The 21,281-nt window shown below is 45.1% G+C and carries 21 protein-coding genes and 1 other annotated feature; of the genes, 12 read left to right on the forward strand and 9 right to left on the reverse strand.

Annotated elements, in window-relative coordinates:
* The first annotated feature begins 39 nt into the window (after nucleotides 1-39).
* Together MHH89_RS17370 and MHH89_RS17375 are read left to right on the forward strand one after the other, a co-directional pair.
* Nucleotides 40-1,041 (forward strand): metal-dependent hydrolase, encoded by a 1,002-nt coding sequence (locus tag MHH89_RS17370; protein ID WP_076218717.1) that lies wholly within the window; start codon nucleotides 40-42, stop codon nucleotides 1,039-1,041.
* A gap of 105 nt (nucleotides 1,042-1,146) precedes the next feature.
* Nucleotides 1,147-1,335: a hypothetical protein gene (locus tag MHH89_RS17375; protein WP_036685291.1), complete on the forward strand. Its 189-nt coding sequence runs from the start codon at nucleotides 1,147-1,149 to the stop codon at nucleotides 1,333-1,335.
* A 2-nt stretch (nucleotides 1,336-1,337) separates the two neighbouring features.
* Here the strand turns inward: MHH89_RS17375 and trpS are convergent, their stop codons facing one another.
* Complete coding sequence (gene trpS / locus MHH89_RS17380; protein ID WP_036685592.1) at nucleotides 1,338-2,324, reverse strand: tryptophan--tRNA ligase; 987 nt, start codon at nucleotides 2,322-2,324, stop codon at nucleotides 1,338-1,340.
* A 63-nt stretch (nucleotides 2,325-2,387) separates the two neighbouring features.
* Nucleotides 2,388-2,627: a binding site (T-box leader), on the reverse strand.
* Nucleotides 2,628-2,761: 134 nt separating this feature from the next.
* On the opposite strand from trpS, the gene MHH89_RS17385 reads away from it, so the two are divergent.
* Nucleotides 2,762-3,736, forward strand: coding sequence for an aldose 1-epimerase (locus tag MHH89_RS17385; protein ID WP_036685293.1), 975 nt, complete (start codon nucleotides 2,762-2,764; stop codon nucleotides 3,734-3,736).
* Nucleotides 3,737-3,936: 200 nt separating this feature from the next.
* A complete protein-coding gene (locus tag MHH89_RS17390) occupies nucleotides 3,937-4,167 on the forward strand; it encodes an alpha/beta-type small acid-soluble spore protein (RefSeq protein WP_036685295.1) in 231 nt (76 codons plus the stop codon).
* Nucleotides 4,168-4,320: 153 nt separating this feature from the next.
* On the opposite strand, the gene MHH89_RS17395 is transcribed toward MHH89_RS17390, so the two are convergent.
* Complete coding sequence (locus MHH89_RS17395; protein ID WP_076281939.1) at nucleotides 4,321-4,731, reverse strand: O-methyltransferase; 411 nt, start codon at nucleotides 4,729-4,731, stop codon at nucleotides 4,321-4,323.
* 612 nt (nucleotides 4,732-5,343) lie between these two features.
* Complete coding sequence (locus MHH89_RS17400) at nucleotides 5,344-7,143, reverse strand: M3 family oligoendopeptidase (RefSeq protein WP_076281941.1); 1,800 nt, start codon at nucleotides 7,141-7,143, stop codon at nucleotides 5,344-5,346.
* Nucleotides 7,144-7,261: 118 nt separating this feature from the next.
* On the opposite strand from MHH89_RS17400, the gene MHH89_RS17405 reads away from it, so the two are divergent.
* The gene (locus MHH89_RS17405) at nucleotides 7,262-7,453 is read left to right on the forward strand and encodes a YycC family protein (RefSeq protein WP_036685305.1); all 192 of its coding nucleotides are present in this window, start codon (nucleotides 7,262-7,264) and stop codon (nucleotides 7,451-7,453) included.
* Nucleotides 7,450-7,680: a hypothetical protein gene (locus MHH89_RS17410; protein ID WP_036685307.1), complete on the forward strand. Its 231-nt coding sequence runs from the start codon at nucleotides 7,450-7,452 to the stop codon at nucleotides 7,678-7,680. Before MHH89_RS17405 ends, MHH89_RS17410 begins: the two co-directional genes overlap by 4 nt.
* 78 nt (nucleotides 7,681-7,758) lie before the next feature.
* On the opposite strand, the gene MHH89_RS17415 is transcribed toward MHH89_RS17410, so the two are convergent.
* Entirely contained in the window at nucleotides 7,759-8,475 is a 717-nt protein-coding gene (locus tag MHH89_RS17415) for a DUF2225 domain-containing protein (protein ID WP_036685310.1), read from the reverse strand.
* 36 nt (nucleotides 8,476-8,511) lie between these two features.
* Nucleotides 8,512-8,895, reverse strand: coding sequence for a globin domain-containing protein (locus MHH89_RS17420; protein ID WP_076134176.1), 384 nt, complete (start codon nucleotides 8,893-8,895; stop codon nucleotides 8,512-8,514).
* A gap of 412 nt (nucleotides 8,896-9,307) precedes the next feature.
* On the opposite strand from MHH89_RS17420, the gene ylbJ reads away from it, so the two are divergent.
* The 4 genes from ylbJ (at nucleotide 9,308) to MHH89_RS17440 (ending at nucleotide 14,300) form a co-directional block, all read left to right on the forward strand.
* Complete coding sequence (ylbJ, locus tag MHH89_RS17425) at nucleotides 9,308-10,570, forward strand: sporulation integral membrane protein YlbJ (RefSeq protein WP_076281942.1); 1,263 nt, start codon at nucleotides 9,308-9,310, stop codon at nucleotides 10,568-10,570.
* Between the two features lie 74 nt (nucleotides 10,571-10,644).
* Nucleotides 10,645-11,448 carry an NAD kinase gene (locus tag MHH89_RS17430; RefSeq protein WP_076184770.1) on the forward strand — a complete coding sequence of 268 codons (804 nt, stop codon included), beginning with the start codon at nucleotides 10,645-10,647 and terminating at the stop codon, nucleotides 11,446-11,448.
* Between the two features lie 146 nt (nucleotides 11,449-11,594).
* The gene (locus tag MHH89_RS17435; protein ID WP_076279682.1) at nucleotides 11,595-12,779 is read left to right on the forward strand and encodes a copper amine oxidase N-terminal domain-containing protein; all 1,185 of its coding nucleotides are present in this window, start codon (nucleotides 11,595-11,597) and stop codon (nucleotides 12,777-12,779) included.
* Between the two features lie 81 nt (nucleotides 12,780-12,860).
* Nucleotides 12,861-14,300, forward strand: a complete 1,440-nt coding sequence (locus MHH89_RS17440) for a S41 family peptidase (RefSeq protein WP_341087696.1) — start codon at nucleotides 12,861-12,863, stop codon at nucleotides 14,298-14,300.
* Between the two features lie 330 nt (nucleotides 14,301-14,630).
* Here MHH89_RS17440 and MHH89_RS17445 read toward each other — a convergent pair whose 3' ends face one another.
* The 3 genes from MHH89_RS17445 to lipA all read right to left on the reverse strand — a co-directional run bounded on the left by MHH89_RS17445 (nucleotide 14,631) and on the right by lipA (nucleotide 16,781).
* On the reverse strand, nucleotides 14,631-14,825 hold the full coding sequence (locus MHH89_RS17445; protein ID WP_341087697.1) for a hypothetical protein: 195 nt from the start codon (nucleotides 14,823-14,825) through the stop codon (nucleotides 14,631-14,633).
* A 112-nt stretch (nucleotides 14,826-14,937) separates the two neighbouring features.
* Nucleotides 14,938-15,639 (reverse strand): YutD family protein, encoded by a 702-nt coding sequence (locus tag MHH89_RS17450; RefSeq protein WP_076220522.1) that lies wholly within the window; start codon nucleotides 15,637-15,639, stop codon nucleotides 14,938-14,940.
* Nucleotides 15,640-15,875: 236 nt separating this feature from the next.
* Entirely contained in the window at nucleotides 15,876-16,781 is a 906-nt protein-coding gene (lipA, locus tag MHH89_RS17455; protein WP_036685320.1) for a lipoyl synthase, read from the reverse strand.
* A gap of 254 nt (nucleotides 16,782-17,035) precedes the next feature.
* On the opposite strand from lipA, the gene MHH89_RS17460 reads away from it, so the two are divergent.
* Nucleotides 17,036-18,136, forward strand: a complete 1,101-nt coding sequence (locus MHH89_RS17460; RefSeq protein WP_076220521.1) for a M23 family metallopeptidase — start codon at nucleotides 17,036-17,038, stop codon at nucleotides 18,134-18,136.
* A 38-nt stretch (nucleotides 18,137-18,174) separates the two neighbouring features.
* Here the strand turns inward: MHH89_RS17460 and MHH89_RS17465 are convergent, their stop codons facing one another.
* A complete protein-coding gene (locus MHH89_RS17465; protein ID WP_076128007.1) occupies nucleotides 18,175-19,875 on the reverse strand; it encodes a glycoside hydrolase family 13 protein in 1,701 nt (566 codons plus the stop codon).
* Between the two features lie 122 nt (nucleotides 19,876-19,997).
* Here MHH89_RS17465 and MHH89_RS17470 point away from each other — a divergent pair, with 122 nt between their 5' ends.
* The gene (locus tag MHH89_RS17470; RefSeq protein ID WP_341087698.1) at nucleotides 19,998-21,026 is read left to right on the forward strand and encodes a LacI family DNA-binding transcriptional regulator; all 1,029 of its coding nucleotides are present in this window, start codon (nucleotides 19,998-20,000) and stop codon (nucleotides 21,024-21,026) included.
* The last annotated feature ends 255 nt before the right edge of the window (nucleotides 21,027-21,281 follow it).

The raw sequence follows: 21,281 nt of genomic DNA on the forward strand, positions 1-21,281 counted from the left end.
TTAATAATGTACTTCCGAACAACAAAGGAGAACTGACCAATGGACACCGCTACACATTTAGTTATGGGCATAGGGTTAGCCGGACTTTCATTCGTAGATCCTGTCGTTGCTTCTGACCCTAAACTGGCCGGAGCCGTTATGCTGGCTACGATTTTAGGCTCACAAGCTCCTGATGCCGATACCGCATTAAGACTAAAGGACAATGCAATATATATTCGTAATCACCGGGGAATCACACACTCCTTGCCTTTTCTAATTTTGTGGCCCGCTCTGATTGCCCTAGTCTTAGGGCCTCTGTTTGGATTTACTGATTTGGCAGCTTTAAGCCATGTTGCACTCTGGGGTTTCATAGGCGTAGGCGTGCACGTCTTCTCTGATCTGTTTAACACCTATGGAACCCAGGCCGCCCGTCCATTTACTGAGAAATGGATTGCCTGGAATATCATCCACATTTTCGATCCATTTATTTTTGGCAGCCATATCGCAGCTATTCTACTCTGGATCACTGGGATTGTGCCGCCCAAACCTTTATTTATTACGCTTTATGCCTGTACCATTCTTTATTATATTTGGAGAACGGTTGTTCATGCCCGCCTTACACGAAACATCAAGCTTAAAGATATACACCATAATGCTGGTGAACGTTATATTGTAATCCCTACAATTTCACTTAAACGCTGGAACGTAGTTAAAGTGAAAAAAGACGGCAGCTATGACGTTGGACAGCTACTGAACAACCGCCTGGAATGGTTCAAACATGCGGTCTGCTCGAATCATCCCGCTGTGGAAATATCCAAGTCGCATCCAGATATTCAGTCCTTTCTATATTTCACCTCTTATGCGGTTGCCGAAGTGGAGGAGCTTCCTTCAGGATATATGGTGCGTTGGGGAGACGTTCGTTATTTACACCGCAAACAATACCCTTTTGTGGCTGTATTAGTTATGGATAACCAATATAAACCTTTAAATACTTATGTAGGCTGGCTTAGCAGTGATAAGCTCGACAAACGATTCTCCATCGACCCTGGTTCTTTACGATGAAACTGTAGACTTACTGAGAGATCTATTCTATAATCACAAAAAATCCCGGAGTATTTTATAATACTCCGGGATTCATTTTAGCAGACACGGAAAGGAAGGCTCTTAATGGGTAAAGGACTCTCACTTTGGTTCGCTTGTTCTTCTATTCTTATTCTCACTGCCGCTTCAATCGCGATCAGCTATAGCTTCTGGCTGGCACTTCTGCTTGGTTTTCTTTGCGTAATGAATATTGGCTGGGGATTTATCCTCAAAGCCAGAATTAGACGCAAACAGGAAAGCTTAAGCTCTGACTAAGATTAACGAGCTGGCAGAAAGCCCATCCGCTCTTTTACGCCATTCAACGTCTCAGCTGCAACAATACGTGCGCGTTCAGCACCTTCGGCAAGAATATCAGTGATCGCACCTGAACTGCGAATTTCATGATATCTTTGTTGCAAAGGCTCAAGTGTGGATACAACCACTTCCCCAAGATCCTTCTTAAAGCCACCATACATTTGTCCCTCATAACGATCGGCAATTTGCTGAAGGGACATTCCAGAACATTCCGAGTAAATACTCATCAAGTTACTGATCTCTGGCTTGTTAGCCGGATCAAAGATCACTTCACGTCCAGAATCAGTCGTTGCGCGGCTGATTTTTTTACGGATCACATCCGGCGAATCCAACAGGGCAATATAGCTGCCTGCATTCGGGCTGCTCTTGCTCATTTTTTTAGTGCCATCATCCAGAGACATAATGCGTGCGCCCACTTCAGGGATATACGGTTCAGGAATCGTAAAGAATTCGCCAAAACGGTTATTGAATCGGCCAGCTAAATCACGGGTCAACTCCAAGTGCTGCTTCTGATCTTCACCTACTGGCACAAGATCCGCATTATAAACAAGAATATCTGCTGCCATTAAAGAAGGATATACGAATAGGCCCGCGCCAACCGAATCCTTACCTGATGATTTATCTTTGAACTGTGTCATACGCTCAAGCTCGCCCATTGCCGTCAGCGTAGTCATGATCCAGCCCAATTCCGCATGCTGAGGCACATGAGACTGCATATATACATTCGAACGCACAGGATCAATTCCTGCCGCGATAAAGAGTGCAGCTACAGCTTCAGACTGCTCACGCAGTGCCGCAGGATCTTGAGCAACGGTGATCGCATGCATATCGACAACCATAAAGAAACATTGATGATCGTCTTGCAGCTTCACAAAATTTTTCAGCGCTCCGATATAGTTACCCAAAGTTAGAGAACCGCTCGGTTGTATGCCTGACATTACTTTTTTCAACATAATATAGACCTCCGTTAGATGTAATTTCCGATTTCCGAGAACGCAAAAAAAGCCTCATCCGCAAGGGACGTGAGACCGTGGTGCCACCCTTATTCGCTGCTTAACCTTTGTATAGTCAAAGGGAAACAGCCTTAGTCTTCCGTTAACGGGGAAGATCCGGCCGGTCTACTAGGGCATCTTGCTCCCGTTCAAGCGCGGCGCTCAGGGGTCCATTCATCAGGAGTGTCCTACCGGTTCGCATCAACCACCGGCTTTCTGAAGGTGCATTTCCTGTCTACTTGTCCCCGTCATCACATTCTCATCATAATTTAATGCCTTCATCATAGAACCATAAAGAGAAGTTGTCAAATCACTTAACCACTTCCGCATAAATCTGTTATGATAAGGTTATCCATGTTCTATTCGATTACAGTTACGATAAAGGAGCATATCTCATGAAACAGGTGACCAAAGGGCAGTGGGGCGGTTATGATACTTATATTTTGCACAGCCGCGAACTGGAAGTCACGCTTTTGCCGCGACTAGGAAACAACGTGATTTCATTGTTTGATGTAAAAGAACAACGGGAAATTCTGCGGCGGCCTGATGAAAGCGATCAAGCTTTCTTTATGCAAAAACCTTACCATTTTGGCATCCCGCTCTTAATTCCACCCGGAAGAATTCGTAAAGGAAAATTTCAATTCGAGGGTACAAGTTATCAATTTGACCAGAATACCGCTGGTGACAATCATATCCATGGTCTACACCGGACTCAATCCTGGTGTGTCAGCGATATTGAAGAAGACGAGGACGGTTGTGCAGTCACTACTGAATTCCTTACTGAAGATGATCCGCACTGGATGGAGCAATTTCCCATTCCACTCAAATTCGAAATGACATTCAGGCTTCAGGATTCCCGGCTCAGCCAGACTTTAAAGGTTACAAATCTCGGCGATCATCGTATTCCCTTTGGGATCGGTTATCACACCTGGTTTATGATCGATGGAGAACCTGAACGCTGGAATCTCAAGCTGCCCGTAAACAGCATTTATGAACTAAACGATGAATTGCTCCCTAGCGGCAATCTAATTCCACTTGGTGATCTAGATTCACTAAACTCTGGAATCAACCTCCAGGGAACTAATTTTGATACTGCTCTACGTATTGGTGACAAGCAGCCCGTAGAAGCCTTGCTATTACGCGATGATGGTTATGGTCTTCGTTATACAGCTGACGAGAATCATTTCCGCCACTGGGTCCTGTATACCAAAGGGCCGGCCGATCAATTTCTGTGCATCGAACCTTACACCTGGCTCCCGGATGCTCCTAACGTTTCCGATGACCCTTCCTTCACGGGCTTGCTGAAGGTAGAACCAGGTCAAAGTCTTGAGCTGTCCACTATGCTGGAAATGATCTATCCCGAGAATTAAAGCAGATATACATTATATCGGTCTTCCCTTGCGTTTACGTAAGAGAAGGCCGATTTTTTGTGCGAGCTTAGTTATTTGGGCTTTCTACCCTTACTTTTAATCGACTAATAATTACCATCCTTAAAACCTTTCGATAGCATGCATGAATTAGCCTCTTAGCGCTCATACTATCTTCACAACGGGCGAAGGAGGTGACACACATGGGTCAAGCAGGTCAAGGTCGTAGCAGCCGTTCCAATAACCTTGTAGTTCCTCAAGCAAATGCAGCGTTGCAACAATTGAAATATGAAGCAGCACAAGAGCTTGGAGTAACGATCCCAGCTGACGGTTATTACGGGAACTACACTTCCCGCGAAACTGGTTCTTTGGGAGGTTACATCACTAAACGTCTAGTACAACTGGCAGAACAACAACTGTCCGGTCGTCAGTAACATCGTTATCTTAAGTGTTTTATCCGGCAGAGGTCTTAAAAAGCCTATTGCCGACTAGCTTTCAAACCTCTCACACTTCTTCTAGAAGCTGTGGGGGGTTTTTCTAATTTATAGCCTATAGTCCCAGCTGCAAACAATTTTTATGTAAAACGTTTAACTTAAAAATTGATCAGCACTCTCGGCGTAAGCATTACGGGGAGATCGAATCATCAGATTCGCCATATTATAATTAGACTCCAGCGTAGCATCTACGATTAGCTTGCCCTGTCTTATAGCGAATTCATAGCTGATCTCACCATGAGTCCAACGGCGTTTGTATTTCAGACTCTCCAGTGCCATTAGACGAAAAGAAGACAGCTGGCTCTCCGTTATTCCTTCCTTCACTTCTGTGAATCCACCCCCCCGACCGGCTAAAGGATGATGACGTATGCCGAATTTGCCAATGGTATTATTTCGTATTTGCACAAATACCGTACCGGAAGATAGTCCTGACAATTCCTCTTGCAGTTCCCTAAACACCAAATCCATCTGTCTTGCTAATGATAGCTGTTCTGTCTTAAGCATATCTTTCCTCCTAAAAGTTTTGTGAGCTTAGCTACTTCGAGTTTACTTCGTCTTATAAATCGAACCCTAAATATTTGGGCTAAGGGTCCGTCGCTACTGCGGGGAATGTTTGGACTTCCAGCCGCTGTTGTCTCCAAATTTCTTGAATTCTTACGCGTATAGCGGGTGAAATTCGGAGACAAAGGCAGTCGCTCCCGCTCTTACAGTTCCAAAATTCCCCTCCGCCACTCCTTCCCCTTTTCCCAAGTTTCTGGTTCGATTTATATCGTTTTGTGAGCTTAGCTACTTCGAGTTTACTTCGTACAAATCGGCTTAGTAAGCGCTTACTTAAGCTTTTTGAGCTGAGCTCATTTGTCTTCCATGCAAGCCTTTTATAAGGCTCAAGGCTCATTATAGACCCCTTAAATACGTCAAACAACATTATTCTACAAAATTGGGTTATTATCCCTAGTAATGCGCAAAATTCATGGATCATTCGTATATTAATTTTTATAAACCGGGGGTTTTCGACATTTAAGCATTAAAAAAAGACCCCTTAACCGGGGTCTTTGCGTGTTCACACTGAAATTCCGTTATTTTTTGTGTCCTGAAATTTGTCTTATTTTAGACATTTCACGCTAAATGCTCTGTCATCTCCAAGAACTCGTTAATATCAGCCACGATCAGATCTGTAGCTCCTTGCCAGAAATCCGGTTTTGTCAGATCCACACCCAAATGTTTGAGCACCAAATCCTCCAATGTCATCACGCCGGTATCCTGCAACAAGCTATCGTATTTGTCTGCAAAGGAAGCTCCCTCTTGTAATGCCAGACGATATAAGCCTGTACTGAACATATAACCAACGGTGTACGGGAAATTATAGAAAGGTACATCTGTGATATAGAAATGCAGCTTCGACGCCCAGAAGTGAGGATGGTATTCAGAAAGCACACCACAGAAAGCTTCTTTCTGTGCTTCCACCATCAGAGCGGACAGTTCCTCAGCATTTACAAGACCTTCCTTACGTTTCTCATAAAAGCGAGTCTCGAACAAGAATCGAGCGTGAATGTTCATAAAGAATGCCACACTGTTCTGTATCTTCGTTTCAAGCAGAGCCAGCTTCTCCTCTGCATTGCCCGCAGCTTTAACCTGAGCATCAGATACAATCACTTCTGCAAAGGTTGAAGCGGTCTCTGCAACGTTCATTGCATAATTCTGATTAAATACAGGTTGATCATCAAGCAGGTAGGAATGATAAGCATGTCCCAGCTCATGGGCCAATGTTGAAACATTGGAAGGTGTGCCGCTGTAAGTCATGAATATCCGTGATTCTTTACTCTCAGGGAAGGAAGTACAGAATCCACCAGGGCGTTTGCCATTACGATCCTCAACCTCGATCCAGTTATTATCAAAGGCACGCTCTGCAAACTCAGCCATCTTAGGACTAAATTTACGGAACTGTGTGACGATATCCTTCGCAGCTTGATCATAAGGGATCTTGCCGGAGGATTTGCCTACAGGAGCTTCGACATCGACCCATGAGAGAGAATCCAGCCCCAGCAGCTTGGCTTTACGCTGAAGGTAGGACACAAGTACAGGTTTGCTATTCGTAATCACGTCCCACATCGTATTTAAGGTGTCCTGTGTCATACGATTGATGCTGAGCGGATCTTTCAGAACATCGTCCCAGCCTCTGCCCTTATAGAGCTTCAGGCGGAAGCCTGCTAAGTGATTTAAGGTATCCGCGCAATTATCTGCCGCTTCAGTCCAAGCCTCTTCCCATTTATGGAACATCGTTTGACGCACTTTTGGATCTGGATCATCCAGCTTATTAAAAGCTTGGCCAGCAGATAGCAGCTTTGTTCCTTCTTCATCCTCAAATGGGATCTTGATCGAGCTCACAATCGTATCATAGTGCCCGCTCCATCCATGATATCCGTCAACAGCTAATTCCAACGCTAAGCTTTCCAGCTCAGGGCTCATCTTCTCACGGGCCAAATCACGGCTCTCGCTCAGTACGAACGTTAAAGGAGCAATCTCTGGACGAGCCATCCACTCAGCCCATACCTTGTCCGTAGTCTGACGAAGTACATTGCTAAATTGCGAGCTGATCCCTTCGAATCCGGCGCGCATGCTTGTCACTTTGGCCGCCAGCCTTACCGCACCCTTGTCCATCTGATTCTGAGCGCCTAGACAGTCTGCGAAGGAAGTGACCTCCACAAGTCTTCCTGAACAGCTCTGAAGCAATGCTATAACCTCATCCAATGCTTTTGTAGACGCAACATCCGTTGGTGTCACAGCATCCTTCACAAAGCCTTGCAAGGATAAAATATCTTTTTCAAGCTTGCTCAAGAACCCTTCTAACTCTGCAGACGAAGAACCCCCCGGAAAAATAGTATCAAGTTCCCAAGTCAGTGATAACGGTTGTTTCATGTGTACTCACCATTCCTTTGCTTTCATTTGACTTTCTTTGTAATTGTCTTAACACCATGGTAAAGTGAATAACGATATCTGAACATTTATAGCCGATAAACTTTAGGAGGGCATCCATATGAAGCCACTACAAATTTCACCGGAAACAGCCATTACGTTATCCAAGCAACTAGGCGTTCCTTTGGAACACTTGATGCATATGCCCCAACATATTTTACTACAAAAAATAGCGGAGCTATCCAAAAAAGAAAATCCCCCACAAACTGAGGGCGAAAATGAAGAGACTCCTTCTGGGAAGGACTCACAATGATTCCATTTAGTCATACCTGGCCTTATGACATCATTCTAGGCGATATGTATGTGCAATACTGTCCATTCTGCAACTCAGAGAATGTGCTTCTGCCTATGAAGCCAAAAGAATTACAAATCGTTCGTGACGGCAAGAAAAAACTGCTCGTCTTCCCCTGCTGCAGCGCCAGTCCTACAGTTATAGATAATGACGGCGATTACCTTTTGTTCGATCGAGCTGTCAGATAAGCAAATCCTAACATTTTCTTTCTACAAAGCGCAGAGGAGAATTTAATTCTCTTCTGCGCTTTTTGTTGTTCGCAAACATTATGAACTTGAAGACAAGCCTTCGATATCAACTTCAACATCTAGAGCCTCAGCACGCATTTGCTCCCGTAAAATAACCCACTGCTCACGTGCCGCTCGAATCATCGCCGCATCCATGATCTTCTGATCATTGATCAGACGGGAGAACCACATTACAGCCACTGAGTATTCTCCGATCCGCCGATTAAGTTCGCCGATCAGGTACATGAGCCGGGCATCATTGCCGGCAATGCCATCTATTTCATAGACCTTAACATACTCGTCCAAAGAATAGCGTAAAAAACGCTTCTCCTGCTCAGTCTCCCCTTGATAGCGATAGAGCCAAGCAATATGATGCAGCAGACTTGCGATAATCCGATCTTTATCGTTAATACTCTGAGCACATAAAAGCGCCAGCTTATAGGTCTCGAGCGCAGTTTCCCAGTCTCGTTTCTCTCCAAAGTCACGGCTCTTCCAGCGTTTTCCTACCTGTTCATTAAATGCCTTACGCTGGCGTTCCGTCAGCTTGTCAGCCGAATTTTCTGTGGAGGCAAACCCGCAATTGGGGCAGACCCGTACAACATAATAATCCGGATTCTCATTTTTATAATACGCGCAGAAATCAGCATCACGTCGAATAGCCTTTTTTAGACTAGGACGTACCCGCGAGGTTGAAAATTCATTTTCACAGTTGCAACACTTGACCTTAATAGAATATAGGGGTATTAACTCTGTCAAGTACTCTCATTCCTTTCAGGATCAACCTGTCCCTTATTATTCCTGGGGCATGTTAACAAAATGATGTGCAGGACCTGCAAGGCGGCTAAGCACGAATGAACGCAGTGGTTCTTCGACTCCAGTCTCCACCAGTGCCTCTTTCATACATTGTAGCCACTCCTCAGCACGTTCTGGAGTAATAGGAATATGCATATGCCTTGCTCTCATCATGGGATGTCCATGTAATTCCGAATAAAGTGGACCCCCGCCAAAAAACTGTGTCAGGAATTGATATTGCTTCTCCAGAACTGGAGTAATATCTTCAGGGAACAAGGGTCCCAGCTGCGGATGAAGCTGTACCTTGGCATAGAACACTTCCACCAACCGATGTAGTGCTTCAGCCCCCCCTAGATTGTCATATATACTCTCATTTGGATTCATTGAGGTTACCAGCCTTCTTCCATATTAATGAAACGTTACTTATTTTATTATACCAAAGATAAGCATAACACGGATATCCGTCGAAAGTGCTCTCTAAACTACAGAAAAAAGGCGCTAAACTATAGTTCAGCGCCTGAAGAGTAAGGTTAGTAGGTCCTAAATTCCTCATCACCAGGAGGGACGAGAGAGACCCGGATTACATATACAAAAGCACAAACGAGAACTCCGGCTATAACGCTCATCGCCATCACTCCATCCCATTTAATCGTGTAACAGAGGGTGCATTTATTTATTACATAATATCATAATTCCTGCGAAAAAGCACAGATAATTGTAACCGCTTTCTCCATTTTTTTGTGCTGTTTGTCCCTCTTTTTGCATACATCTAACCATAGACCAGGAGGCGTTAATTATGACTTTTAAAAAGATTGGCGGCCCGCTGCTGGGATTCATATTGGCAGGTTGTATGCTGCTTATGTTACTTCATCCTGAAGCATCTCTTGCCGCAGCCTTACGTGGCCTGGCCATCTGGTGGGACGTGCTCTTCCCTTCACTGTTTCCCTTCTTCGTCATTTCTGAAATCATGCTAGGCTTAGGCATTGTCCATCTCTTCGGCGCTTTACTTGATCCACTGATGCGTCCCCTCTTCGGTATACCAGGCAGCGGTGGTTTTGTCGCGGCCATGGGATATGTATCAGGATATCCCGTTGGAGCCAAATTAACCGCTAAGCTGCGGGAGCAGAAGCTGATCAGCAGAATTGAAGGTGAACGCCTTGTAGCATTTACAACCTCCTCCGATCCTATTTTTCTATTAGGGGCGGTATCCGTTGGGTTCTTTCGCGATGCTTCTTTGGGGCTAATATTGGCACTAGCCCACTACGGAAGTGGCTTAATGGTTGGTCTTCTAATGTCATTTCATGGACGTAAGGAACAAAAGACCCCCACCCAAGACCCAACAAAAAGTAGTTCTGACGTCCCCTCTGCTCCAGCAAAACAAGGATTCGGCAGAATACATGCCGCACTCCTTGCGATGTCCGAAGCCCGGCGCAAGGATGGACGTAGCTTCGGGGAACTGTTAAAAGGAGCGATCCAATCCTCGGTACAGCTTATTATTGTCGTAGGGGGTCTGGTTGTATTCTTCAACGTGCTAATGGAGCTGCTTGCCCGTGCCGGAATCCTGCCCTCACTATTTAGCCTGGCCGGATCTCTCGTCTCCCTTGTTGGAGGGCCTCCCGAATTAGCTCAGGCCTTGATCAGCGGATTATTCGAGGTCACCATAGGTGCCCGTTCTGCTGGTGAAGCCGCTTCTTCCATCCCGCTTCAATTCAAGGTCGCAGCAGCTGCCTTTATTCTCTCTTGGGGCGGATTATCTGTACATGCCCAAGTCGCCAGTATTTTGAACGGTACCGGGCTGCGTTATCTGCCGTTCTTAACTGCGAGACTAATACATGCCGTACTCGCAGCAGGTCTCGTGGTGCTGCTATGGAAGCCTGTGATGGGATCAGGATTGTCTTCTGCCTGGGTCTCTCTGCCAGCCTCCACCGCCTTCACACCTTCAGCCTCTGGTGTCACTGCCAGCCTAGCTCTACTGAGTCTTATACTTGCCGCTGCTCTTCTAGTGTCACTGCTTATTCCTGTCTTTATGGCAATGCTCCGATTGATGCGCCGAAGTTGATTACATATTGTGTTCCGGGGCAAGATTGATTATGATCGGTGTATGACGGAATTATATAAAGGAGCTTGTACATCTTGAGATATTATGTTCTGGACCGCGGTGATGAGCTGTCAATCAAACTTGCCGAGCAATTTCACAAGCTGGCGGCGGAGCGGGATTTGCAACTGGATGCCGAGTCTCCGGAAATCGTCATCTCGATAGGTGGAGACGGCACAATGCTGCACGCTTTTCATACCTTTATCGATCAGATTCCCAACTTAGCCTTTGTAGGTGTGCACACAGGACACCTCGGCTTCTATGCGGACTGGCAAGCAGAAGAGCTGCCCACCTTAATCGATTATATGTGCGGAACCGGTGATACTGAGCCGCAGAAACCGCGCATTGTGAAATATCCATTAATAGAGCTGGAGATTCACAAAAAATCGGGATCTTCGTCTCACATTGCCCTCAACGAATTTACCCTTAAAGGGGTGGATGGAACTATAATGATCCAAATCGACATCAATGATGTCACCTTCGAAATGTTCCGGGGCGATGGACTTTGTATTTCAACTCCCTCTGGCAGCACCGCTTATAACAAAAGCCTTGGGGGCGCTATGGTTCACCCTTCAATAGAAGCGCTGCAGATTGCCGAAATCGCGTCTATTAACAACCGTGTATTCCGGACAATGGGCTCGCCGCTACTACTGCCGAAGCATCATCATTGTGACATTTTTTCATGTAAAGACCAGCGTTTGCTGCTCACCGTAGATCATAACAACATTCCTGTTGATGACCTGATTTCAGTACGCTGTCAAGTTTCAGACAAAAAAGTCAGCTTCGCAAGGTATCGTCCGTTTCCGTTCTGGAACCGTGTCCGTGAAGCTTTCTTAGTCTGAGATCAGGGGATCAAAAAGCTGGAGATTTCAATATCTCCGGCTATTTTTGGTGTGACAAAACTAACACCAATTGATAGACATAGAGAGAAATCAAATGGTATAATGAGGCTATTTTACAAAGAGTTACATAAAAGGAGAGAGTACTGTTGAAAAAATTATTATCCCTCTTGAGCATAAGTCTTCTGGCCCTGATACTGGCGGTCCCGGCTTTTGCTGCTTCAAAACCGATTGATGTTTATATCAACGGCAGTAAGGTTTCCTTTACCGCAGGAACCCCATACTTAGCGAACAATTCTGTACTTGTCCCTTTCCGGGTCATCTTCGAAAAGCTTGGACTGCAGGTGCTTTGGGATGCCAAGACTGGAACAGTAACAGGTAAAAGTTCAAATCTGGCGATCAGCCTAAAAATTGGCAGCAACCGCGCAACCGTTAACGGAACCGTGAAAAAACTGACCACCGCACCAGTCTCCTCAGCTGGCACTACATACATTCCTTTACGTTTTATCGCAGAGGCAACCGGAGGCACAGCCGTCTGGAATTCAACCAGCAGAAGCGTGCAAATTACCACCCCAGTATCCAAAGATAAGGACGAAGCAGCGATTACAGCATTAATCCGTTTGTCTAATAAGTATTTCAATGAAGAAAAAGCGATTAGCTTCTATTCCCTTATGGATTCAGAATCCTCAAATGCGGAGTCAGTAGCGGATCTTAATGCATCCTTTGAGATTTTCGACATAAAAAATACTATTGAGAGTTTGGAAATCATTGATATTTCAGGCAATGACGCTACTGTCTATACACTGGAAAGCTCTCGCCGGACAGGTGGGGCCTATACGCCAGATACAGAGGACGAATACATGTATACACTTGTCCGCAAGAATGGAAGCTGGAAAATATCATCTGTGGAATCCCAAAGCTCCGTGATACTGCTGACTCGTGAACAAGCTCTAAAAACAGCAGCTAACATTCCTCAAAATGATGCGGATGCCATCAAAGGTAATATCACCAAATATTATCAAGCTATGAATGAACAAAATTCGGCCGCTGTTCTTTCCACCATGACTTCATACGGAGAAGAATATGATACTTCCCTTAAGGAAGATCTGGAAGATTTCTTTACTTCATATGACGTCATTTATACTCCAAGCGTTTCGAGTATCTACTATTTTAGCGCCAAAGAAGCAGCTATTTATGTAGAAAGCAAAGAGAAGGATGCCAGTGAAGAGGAAACTTTTGAGCAAGGCACGATCTTCATTTTATCCAAGTCGGATAACGGGGTATGGACTACTGATAACACCTACAGCGTTTACTATAAACTTGTGAAATCCTAACAACCATACGTCACAGAAAGTTAATTCGTGCAGTGTATACTTTCTTATCTTATAAATTATATAAAAAGGGCGTATGATTCCATGAAATCCAATAAAGTAATAAGTGCACTTCTAGGCAGCTGTCTGGCTTTATCCCTAACTTTTGCTCCAGTGGTGTCTGCTGCCGATGCCGCTCAGGCATCTACAGATAACCGTGATCTTATCAATGAAGTCATGAATATTCTGGAGAACTATAACCTCTCCGGTGTAGATAAGGATACCTTGATTCGTGGAGCCATTGACGGCATGGTGAACACCCTGGATGATCCCTATAGCCAATACTTCAATACCGAGGAAGCGGCACAATTTGAACATGATGTTGATCTGAAATACGTTGGTATTGGTGTTAGATTGCAATATACCGCAACAGAACTCTACATCGAAGACATAACACCCGGTTCGCCTGCAGAACAAGCAGGTCTGAAACGCGGCGATACGATAGTCAAAATTAACGGAATCCCCGTTGAAGAGACTGAAGGTGACGAGTTAAGCGGAGCCGCAGGCACCAAGGTCACTCTGCAGGTGCTCCGGAATGGAGTGTCTAAATCATTTCGTGTAACCCGGAATGAAATCAGCTCAACTTCCGTTACCGGAACCATTGTTGGACAGAAGATAGCCTACATCACACTAAGCGGTTTCACACAGAATTCCGATGAAGAATTCGCCGCCATGCTGAAAAAGATGCGCGCAGCAGGTATGAAATCGATGGTGCTTGATTTGCGTGACAACTTAGGCGGCTATATGGATTCGGCATACAACATTACCTCCAATTTTATGGATAAAGGCATTATGATGTATACCTCTGATCAAACCGGAGCACTTACTCCAGTAACGATTACCAGCGGCAGCAAAATAGGCGTACCCGTCGTTATTCTAACGAATGAGTACACTGCCAGCGCTTCTGAGGCGCTTACTGGCGCATTACGTGACAATAAGCTCGCTACCGTCGTAGGCACTCGTTCTTTCGGCAAAGCACGTATTCAGAGCCTGCTTCCAATGTCTAATGGAGACATGCTGAAGCTGACTACGCAGAAATACCTAACTCCAAATAAAGAAGACTTTAATCACATCGGCCTTGCACCGGATATTGAGGTTAAAGGCAAAACTGCACAGCTGATTACCGCTCTTCAGATTGCAGGAATGAAAAGCATTGAGGTTTCCGGTGATCATCATATCTTGAACGTCAACGGGGTTGCCTTTGCTGGTAATGTGGGTCTAATAAAGCAAGGAGATAAGACTTATGCTTCTTCGCTCGTATTAGGTGCACTGATCGAAGGCGACATCACATGGGATGCCAAGAACAAAAAAGTCATCGTAACGAACGGGGCAGGTAAAGCGACCGGCTTTACATTGTCCTCCAAAGAGGCGCTTTCTCAGAACGGCGAGACCTTCATTGAATTAAATGCCTTTAAGAAGAAGTTCCCTGCGCTTGTATGGAGTTACAATGCAACACAGAAACAATTGAAATTATCTGTAAAATAGATCCTTAATCTCACTAATCATTAAGCTGCTGAATCAAGCACCAATGAGTAAAAACAGGAGTTGTCACATAAGCCATGAAATGGCCATTGAGACAACTCCTGTTCTTTGTTTAGTTTGATAATATTTGCACCTACGAAACATCTGTAGCACCTATCGGACATGGATGACCCTAAACGCAATATTAATCCATATTTGTTATGCTATCGGACTCCATAGTCGCTATTGGTATGAAAAACACCATAATTACGCCTCTTTCTAACGAATAGCTTCATTGGAGTCCGAAACCCTGCTCAAAAAGCTGAAAATTCGCAAATAACGGCATCTGGGTCCTTAAGCCTTAGGGGATGATGAAACTGCTGGGTCAAGCAGCCAACGACTAACAGCAAAGAGCAGCAGAGCAACACACAGTAGCAGAGCAACACCGAGCGGCACAGCAACACCGAGCAACACAGCAACACTGAACAGCACAGCAACACCCAGCCCACAGCACAGAGCAGCACTGAGCAACACCGAGCGGCACAGCAACAGCAGAGCAGCGATCTCCAAGTAACGGGAGAAACGCTGCTCTGCTATTTTTTATAAGAAAAAAAGCTGGCTCATTCGTAGAAGGACTCTACTTATGGTTCAGCTTTCATCATTAAGGTTGTGAATTTTCTATGTTTTGGTTGTTCTGGTTATTCTGGTTGTTTTGATTGTTCTGGTTGTTTTGGTTGTTTTGAGCGCTTTGAGGTTTTGGTGTGTTTTGGGGCTTCTGAGACTGACCTTGTGGCGGTCTGCCTTGGAAATCCTTTTTGGATTTCTTGCCCTGTGAATCCTTGCCCCGGTGATTTCGGCTCTGATGTTCTCTCACAGGTCTATCCTTCGCCATATTGTCCTTAGAAGAAGTCATCTCTTTAAATGCCAATGAGTGATTCGAGCCTTGCTTAGAGGATGTTTCTTTAACAGAGAACTCTTTATCTGCAGCCGCTTCATCACTAGCTTCCCCTTCTTGCTCCAAGGCCTCTTCATCACTCGGCTCTGGTATTTCTTTGATTAAAATATCCTTGAACATGCCTTCCTGTGGTACCTCTTTCAATTTATGCAGCACAAAATAAGCGCAGCCAAAATTGCAATATTCATTAATATAATCAACCATACCCGAAATCGCTGTATCCCGATTCACCTTAGGATGGTTGTCCCGGTAAAAACCTTTCAAACGCAACTGACTGTAACCCCAGTCACCGATAATATAGTCGTATCTTTCCAGCACCTCGCTATATCTCCCGCGAAACGCCTCCGGATTCCAACCATCCTTATGATCCAACATAAGTTCATAGCCTTTTCCGCCTATTACGATCAAACCTTTTGTCGCCTGCCTTTCTTTGGGTATCGTGGCGTTGATTATGCCGCCATCTATGTGGAATATTGGGCTTTCGGTCGCTGTTCTAGAACCGCTCCTACAGCACCAATATTCCCCTCCGATGACGCAAATCAACGATTTTTATGGGTAACCTAAGAGCAGAGATATCAGAACGCTGTCGCTTCTTCCTCCTCTTACTAACATTCTCCGTGAATTAAACCACAGAAAAGCAATAATTAGCTAGAAGAAACCGCACGCTCCTCGCGAGCTTGAGCTGCAGACTTCACCTGCTCATGCGCATGATAAGAGCTGCGAACTAGCGGGCCTGATTCCACGTGGCTGAAGCCACGCTTCATTCCCTCTTCCTTCAACAGTGCAAATTCCTCCGGTGGATAATATTTCTCCACATTTAAGTGTTTTGGAGTGGGTTGCAAATATTGTCCTAAAGTCAATATATCACAATTTACGGCTCGCAAATCATCCATTGCTTGTAAAATCTCATTCCACTCTTCACCGACACCAAGCATGATGCTCGATTTGGTTGGAATATTGGGTTTCATTTCCTTGGCTCTGCGCAGCAATTCCAAGGAACGAGGGTACTTCGCTTTAGCCCGTACACGATCTGACATCCGTTCCACGGTCTCAATATTATGATTAAGAATGTCTGGATTACTGTTCATGACAATCTCAAGACTATTCCGGTCTCCTAAAAAGTCTGGAATAAGCACTTCAACACTACATAACGGAAGGCGTTTACGAATCGCCGCTACCGTCTCAGCAAAAATCTGAGCGCCACCATCCGCAAGATCATCGCGGGCCACACTAGTCACCACACAGTGACGAAGATTCATTTTCTCTGCAGCTTCAGCTACACGTTCAGGCTCCTGCAGGTCCAGTTCTGTAGGCATCCCTGTATTCACTGCACAAAAACGGCATGCGCGTGTACAAATATCACCTAAAATCATGAAGGTAGCCGTACGGTTTGCCCAGCATTCATAAATATTCGGACACCTAGCTTCTTCACATACGGTATGTAAAGTTTTGGAACGCATCATGCTTTTGATTTCCTGATAGTTGTCACCGGTAGTTAGCTTAATCTTAATCCAATCCGGTTTAGGTTGCTTTGCTGTTTTATTAGACAAAATGATAAACCCCGCTTCCTCCTGAATGTGATGCTGCAGATGAAAGTTGCTGCCTCATATTATAACATGTGCGATTTACAATTGCCTGTTTTTGTGAAATATGCAGGGTGTATCATCTGGAGTTTCCAGCGAGATTTTTCTGGTACCTTTAGACAAGAACGGATAAAAAGTAGCATTTTGCACCAATCTATAAAAAAGCTTCATCCGAAGTGACTACACTCAATTTAATGCCCGGACAAAAGGAGGCTGTTATCTTGCTGGCCCTATTTAAGAATATTAAAGACCGGAGAACCCTGTTATGCCTGTCCGCGGCCGCTATCCTCTGGGGTGGTTTAAACCTTCCCGTTTCAGCAGCTGTAGCGCGGCCTACAATCCAACCGGTGATGAGCAGCGGGGATCCCGCTAGTGCTAGCAAAGAAGCGCAATGGTCTGGCCGAAGACAGCTTTATGAGCAAATGAGCGCAGCTACTGGTATCCCGTGGTTTAGGTTCGCAGCCATTGATCAATATGAACGCACGCTCGCCAAAAAGGGAGCCTCAGGGCAGCCTGTCTCCACGCGCCTTACAGCCATAAAGATCCCGGCACCGGTATGGGCTGGTCCACTCAATCCGGATCAAGGGGATACTTCCCCGAACTCCATTAGCTTCTTTGATGGTTTTGGCAGTGATGGCTCAGGAGACGGCATTGCTGATCCAGAGAATGATGCGGACGTTCTGTATAGTATGGCTAGACACTTATTGAAGTATGGACAATCCGCTAGTGATTTCAGTATCGGGGTCTGGGAGTATTATCACAATGGCCGCGCCTCGCAGCGCATTACCCAGTTCGCGAAGTTATATGAACATTTTGGACGGCTGGACCTATCCGGCAATGCCTTCCCGCTTCCCTTAAGTAACCTTTATTCTTATCGTAGCACTTGGGGCACTGGAAGAAGCTGGGGTGGAGCACGTATCCATGAAGGAACAGATTTATTTGCACCTCAAGGAGTGCCAGTCCGAAGCACCTGCTTTGGCTTAGTGGAGACAAAAGGCTGGAACCGGTACGGCGGCTGGAGAATCGGGATTCGCGATATTGAGAACCGTTACCATTATTACGCTCATCTATCTGGATATAACAAAACCATTTCTCGCGGAGATATAGTCACCCCCGGTGAAATTATTGGCTGGGTAGGCAGCTCGGGTTACGGCAATCCCGGAACTCAAGGGAAATTTCCTCCGCATCTACATTTTGGCATTTACCGCGATCGCGGAATTACCGAATGGGCTTTTGATCCGTTTCCGTTGCTGAAACAATGGGAGAATCAGGAATATAGAGACTTAAAGAACAAAAGAAGCAAAAAAAGTGCCGTAAATTAGAATAAGGTCCCTTTCCTTAGAGAGGGGCCTTTTCTTTTTTAATACAACATCAAACAGCCGAATGGTTCAATGCTGACCGTAAGCTTATTATTATTTTTAAAAATTACTCCAGACAATAAATCAGTTAATTCGTTCTTATCAGCTCGATATGGGCTAAGCTCTAGTTGGTAAGGGTTTGGAGAATTATTGATAATCAGCCCTATCTTTTCGTGCTCCACACCTCGTATGTAACCAAGCACATTACGAACTTCATCAGTAAACCAAGGACGGAAGGAGCCTTTGCGCAGAACCTCATGACTTTTTCTCAGAGAAATCAACTGTTGATACCACTTATGCAGCACTGCATTCTGAGCTTGTTCTTGCCATATCATAGCTTTTCTACAGTGGGGGTCCGTCGCCCCTTCCATCCCAACCTCATCCCCGTAATAGATCATTGGAATGCCGATATAGGTCATCTGGAAAAAAACAGCCAGCATCATACGTTCAACAGCGGTACCCAAGCGGTCCCAACCACGCCCACCTTCTTTACACGCTGTAAGAAACCGCAGGGTATCATGGCTGCCAAGCAACTGAAACATAGCTGAATTCGCCTGGTCATTATACAACGCCTCCTGATGGAGCAATTGCTCCATAAAGCGAACTGGCCCCGTCGATTGTTCCGCAAAAAATTCTAACACTGCATCACGAAGCACATAATTCATTCCTCCATCGAACTGATCCCCTCTAAGCCATGGCCCAGAAGCATGCATAATCTCACCGATCAGCAGGATTTCAGGATATTCAGATTTGAGTTCTTGCCGAAACCGGGACCAAAAACGCGGATTAACTTCATTGGCCACATCCAGACGCCAGCCGTCAATCCCTGTCTCGCGCACCCAATACTTCGCAACCTCAATCATGTAATTCGCCGTATCCGGATTGTCCATGTTCAGCTTTGGCATATGCGCTTCAGCTTTGGCAAACGTTTCATAATTGGGTACAGGGGTCTGCGTAACCGGAAAGGAATGAATGAAGAACCAATCTTTATACGGAGATTGCTCTCCTTTTGCCAACACATCCTTAAACGCGAAAAAGCGATCTCCCGAATGATTAAACACAGCATCTAAAATCACTTTGATTCCATGTCTGTGCGCCTGGCTGACCAGTGCCTTCAATCCTTCCGTATCCCCAAATACTGGATCAACCTTATAGTAATCGGAGGTATTATATTTATGTTCTGAAGGAGACTCAAATACAGGCGTCATATAAACAACGTTTACTCCTAACTGTTGCAGGTAGGGCATTTTGTCAGAGATGCCTTGTAAGGTTCCTTCGTTATAACTGCTGGGATAGATTTGATAGGTTACTGCATCCATGCTCCATGAAGGTAACTTCAACGCCTCAGAATGATGGAGATATGCATATTGAAAAGAACCCGCACGTTCCCGGTTCTCCGACGCCCCTCTCTCTCCATACCAGACATATTCACCAGCAGGATTAGTTACATGGAATAGATATCTGCATTTTTTAGTAGGGGTCTCAATGACCGCTTCATGTATCTCATAAACACCTGCCGACCCAATCCGCTCCATCTGCAAAGGAACTTCATGCCCCGGAGAATCATAACGGTCTGAGTAGATGACGGTACAGGATAATTGCTGTCCAGCTTGCGTGAACAGTCTGAGCTTCAAGATGCCCGTACCCATAGGATAGGCAAACGGATCTTCACTTGTATGATATAAAAACCATGTATGAGGCATAACTTCTAAACTCCTTTTTATGCTTTTATCGTTAAATCTATAAGACTCTTTGTAATTAGAGAGACTGCTAAATTTGTGTTATTATGGTTACAAATACCGTTCCGGATTATGAGGGGAAGACAATGAAAGTAACCATTTCTGATATTGCCAAAGCAGCCAATGTGGCTAAATCTACCGTATCCAAAGTATTAAACGATTCCCCCAAAATATCACAGGAAACGAAACACAAAGTTCGCGAAATTATGAAGCAGATGAACTATACACCAAGTAGTATCGCTACCGGATTAGCCAGACAAAGCAGCTGTAATATTGGTCTCCTGGTCGATATGTCCAAGGAAAGTGAATTTCTAAACCAGTTTTTCTACAACATCATCGGTGGAATAGAAAGTGTAATTGCGCCTTTAAAATACGAGCTGACTATTTCCAATGTACAGCATAGTAGTCCGGAAGGACATTTTCTAAATAGACTTGTATTCAGCAAACGTGTCGACGGAATCATAGCGAATAACTCCGTACTCACGGAAGAGCTTTGCGAAGAACTGAACCGCTTGGAGTTTCCCTACATCTCCATCGGCGAAATTATGACTCCCGGAAGCTGGGTTGATTTCGATAATGAAGCAGGCGGCAGCATGCTGACCTCACATTTAATAAAGCAGGGGTACTCCAAAATAGCCTTCATAGGCGGGCAGCAGCAGGAAAAGATTTATACCCATCGTCTGAGTGGATATTTGCAAGCATTGCAGCAAGCAGATCTTACCGATCAGCAGCAATGGATTATCAATTGTAAGGCTGATGAACATTTGAGCTATCATGCTGCACTTGAGCTTCTACAGAGCGAAGATCGACCAGACTCCGTAGTATGCATGAACAGCTATGTTGCCTTCGGGGTGCTTCAAGCTGCAAAATCACTGGATATTCATGTTCCCTCACAGCTCGGCATTGCCGCATTTGATGAATATCCTCTGTCCCGTTACACTACGCCTCCTCTAACCTCGCTAAATATCGACACCTTCCAGCTGGGGGTATCTTCAGGCGAGCTGCTGATGCAACGCATTCGTAATAACAACATACCCTCTAGGCATTTGCTTCTCGAGCCAGAACTCATTCCTCGTGAGTCAACTATGAGATCCCAGTTCCCGGCGGGAACGTAGTGAAGAGGCAGGAAGCTTGGTTGCGCTTGTATAGCTGACTGAACTTTATTGCGCTGCATGCTGTTTCGGCTTGATTGTCTGGAGTAACTAACTGAGCTTGATTGAGCTTGTGTAGCTGACTGAACTTTATTGCGCTGCGTGCTGTTTTGGCTTGATTGTCTGGAGTAACTGCTTTAGCTTGATAGAATTTGAGTAGCTAACATGGCTACATCGGATTTAATTGCATTTTGTGCAATAGAAATCCTTATAGGATGG

The organism is Paenibacillus sp. FSL H7-0323, from assembly GCF_038002725.1.
GTDB classification, from domain to species: domain Bacteria; phylum Bacillota; class Bacilli; order Paenibacillales; family Paenibacillaceae; genus Paenibacillus_AQ; species Paenibacillus_AQ odorifer.

What these genes read in the sequence shown, in the direction of transcription:
- MHH89_RS17370 (WP_076218717.1), top strand. Translation starts at nt 40, where the DNA reads ATGGACACCGCTACACATTTAGTTATGGGCATAGGGTTAGCCGGACTT.
- MHH89_RS17375 (WP_036685291.1), top strand. Translation starts at nt 1,147, where the DNA reads ATGGGTAAAGGACTCTCACTTTGGTTCGCTTGTTCTTCTATTCTTATT.
- MHH89_RS17385 (WP_036685293.1), top strand. Translation starts at nt 2,762, where the DNA reads ATGAAACAGGTGACCAAAGGGCAGTGGGGCGGTTATGATACTTATATT.
- MHH89_RS17390 (WP_036685295.1), top strand. Translation starts at nt 3,937, where the DNA reads ATGGGTCAAGCAGGTCAAGGTCGTAGCAGCCGTTCCAATAACCTTGTA.
- MHH89_RS17395 (WP_076281939.1), bottom strand. Translation starts at nt 4,731, where the DNA reads ATGCTTAAGACAGAACAGCTATCATTAGCAAGACAGATGGATTTGGTG.
- MHH89_RS17400 (WP_076281941.1), bottom strand. Translation starts at nt 7,143, where the DNA reads ATGAAACAACCGTTATCACTGACTTGGGAACTTGATACTATTTTTCCG.
- MHH89_RS17405 (WP_036685305.1), top strand. Translation starts at nt 7,262, where the DNA reads ATGAAGCCACTACAAATTTCACCGGAAACAGCCATTACGTTATCCAAG.
- MHH89_RS17410 (WP_036685307.1), top strand. Translation starts at nt 7,450, where the DNA reads ATGATTCCATTTAGTCATACCTGGCCTTATGACATCATTCTAGGCGAT.
- MHH89_RS17420 (WP_076134176.1), bottom strand. Translation starts at nt 8,895, where the DNA reads ATGAATCCAAATGAGAGTATATATGACAATCTAGGGGGGGCTGAAGCA.
- ylbJ (WP_076281942.1), top strand. Translation starts at nt 9,308, where the DNA reads ATGACTTTTAAAAAGATTGGCGGCCCGCTGCTGGGATTCATATTGGCA.
- MHH89_RS17440 (WP_341087696.1), top strand. Translation starts at nt 12,861, where the DNA reads ATGAAATCCAATAAAGTAATAAGTGCACTTCTAGGCAGCTGTCTGGCT.
- MHH89_RS17465 (WP_076128007.1), bottom strand. Translation starts at nt 19,875, where the DNA reads ATGCCTCATACATGGTTTTTATATCATACAAGTGAAGATCCGTTTGCC.
- MHH89_RS17470 (WP_341087698.1), top strand. Translation starts at nt 19,998, where the DNA reads ATGAAAGTAACCATTTCTGATATTGCCAAAGCAGCCAATGTGGCTAAA.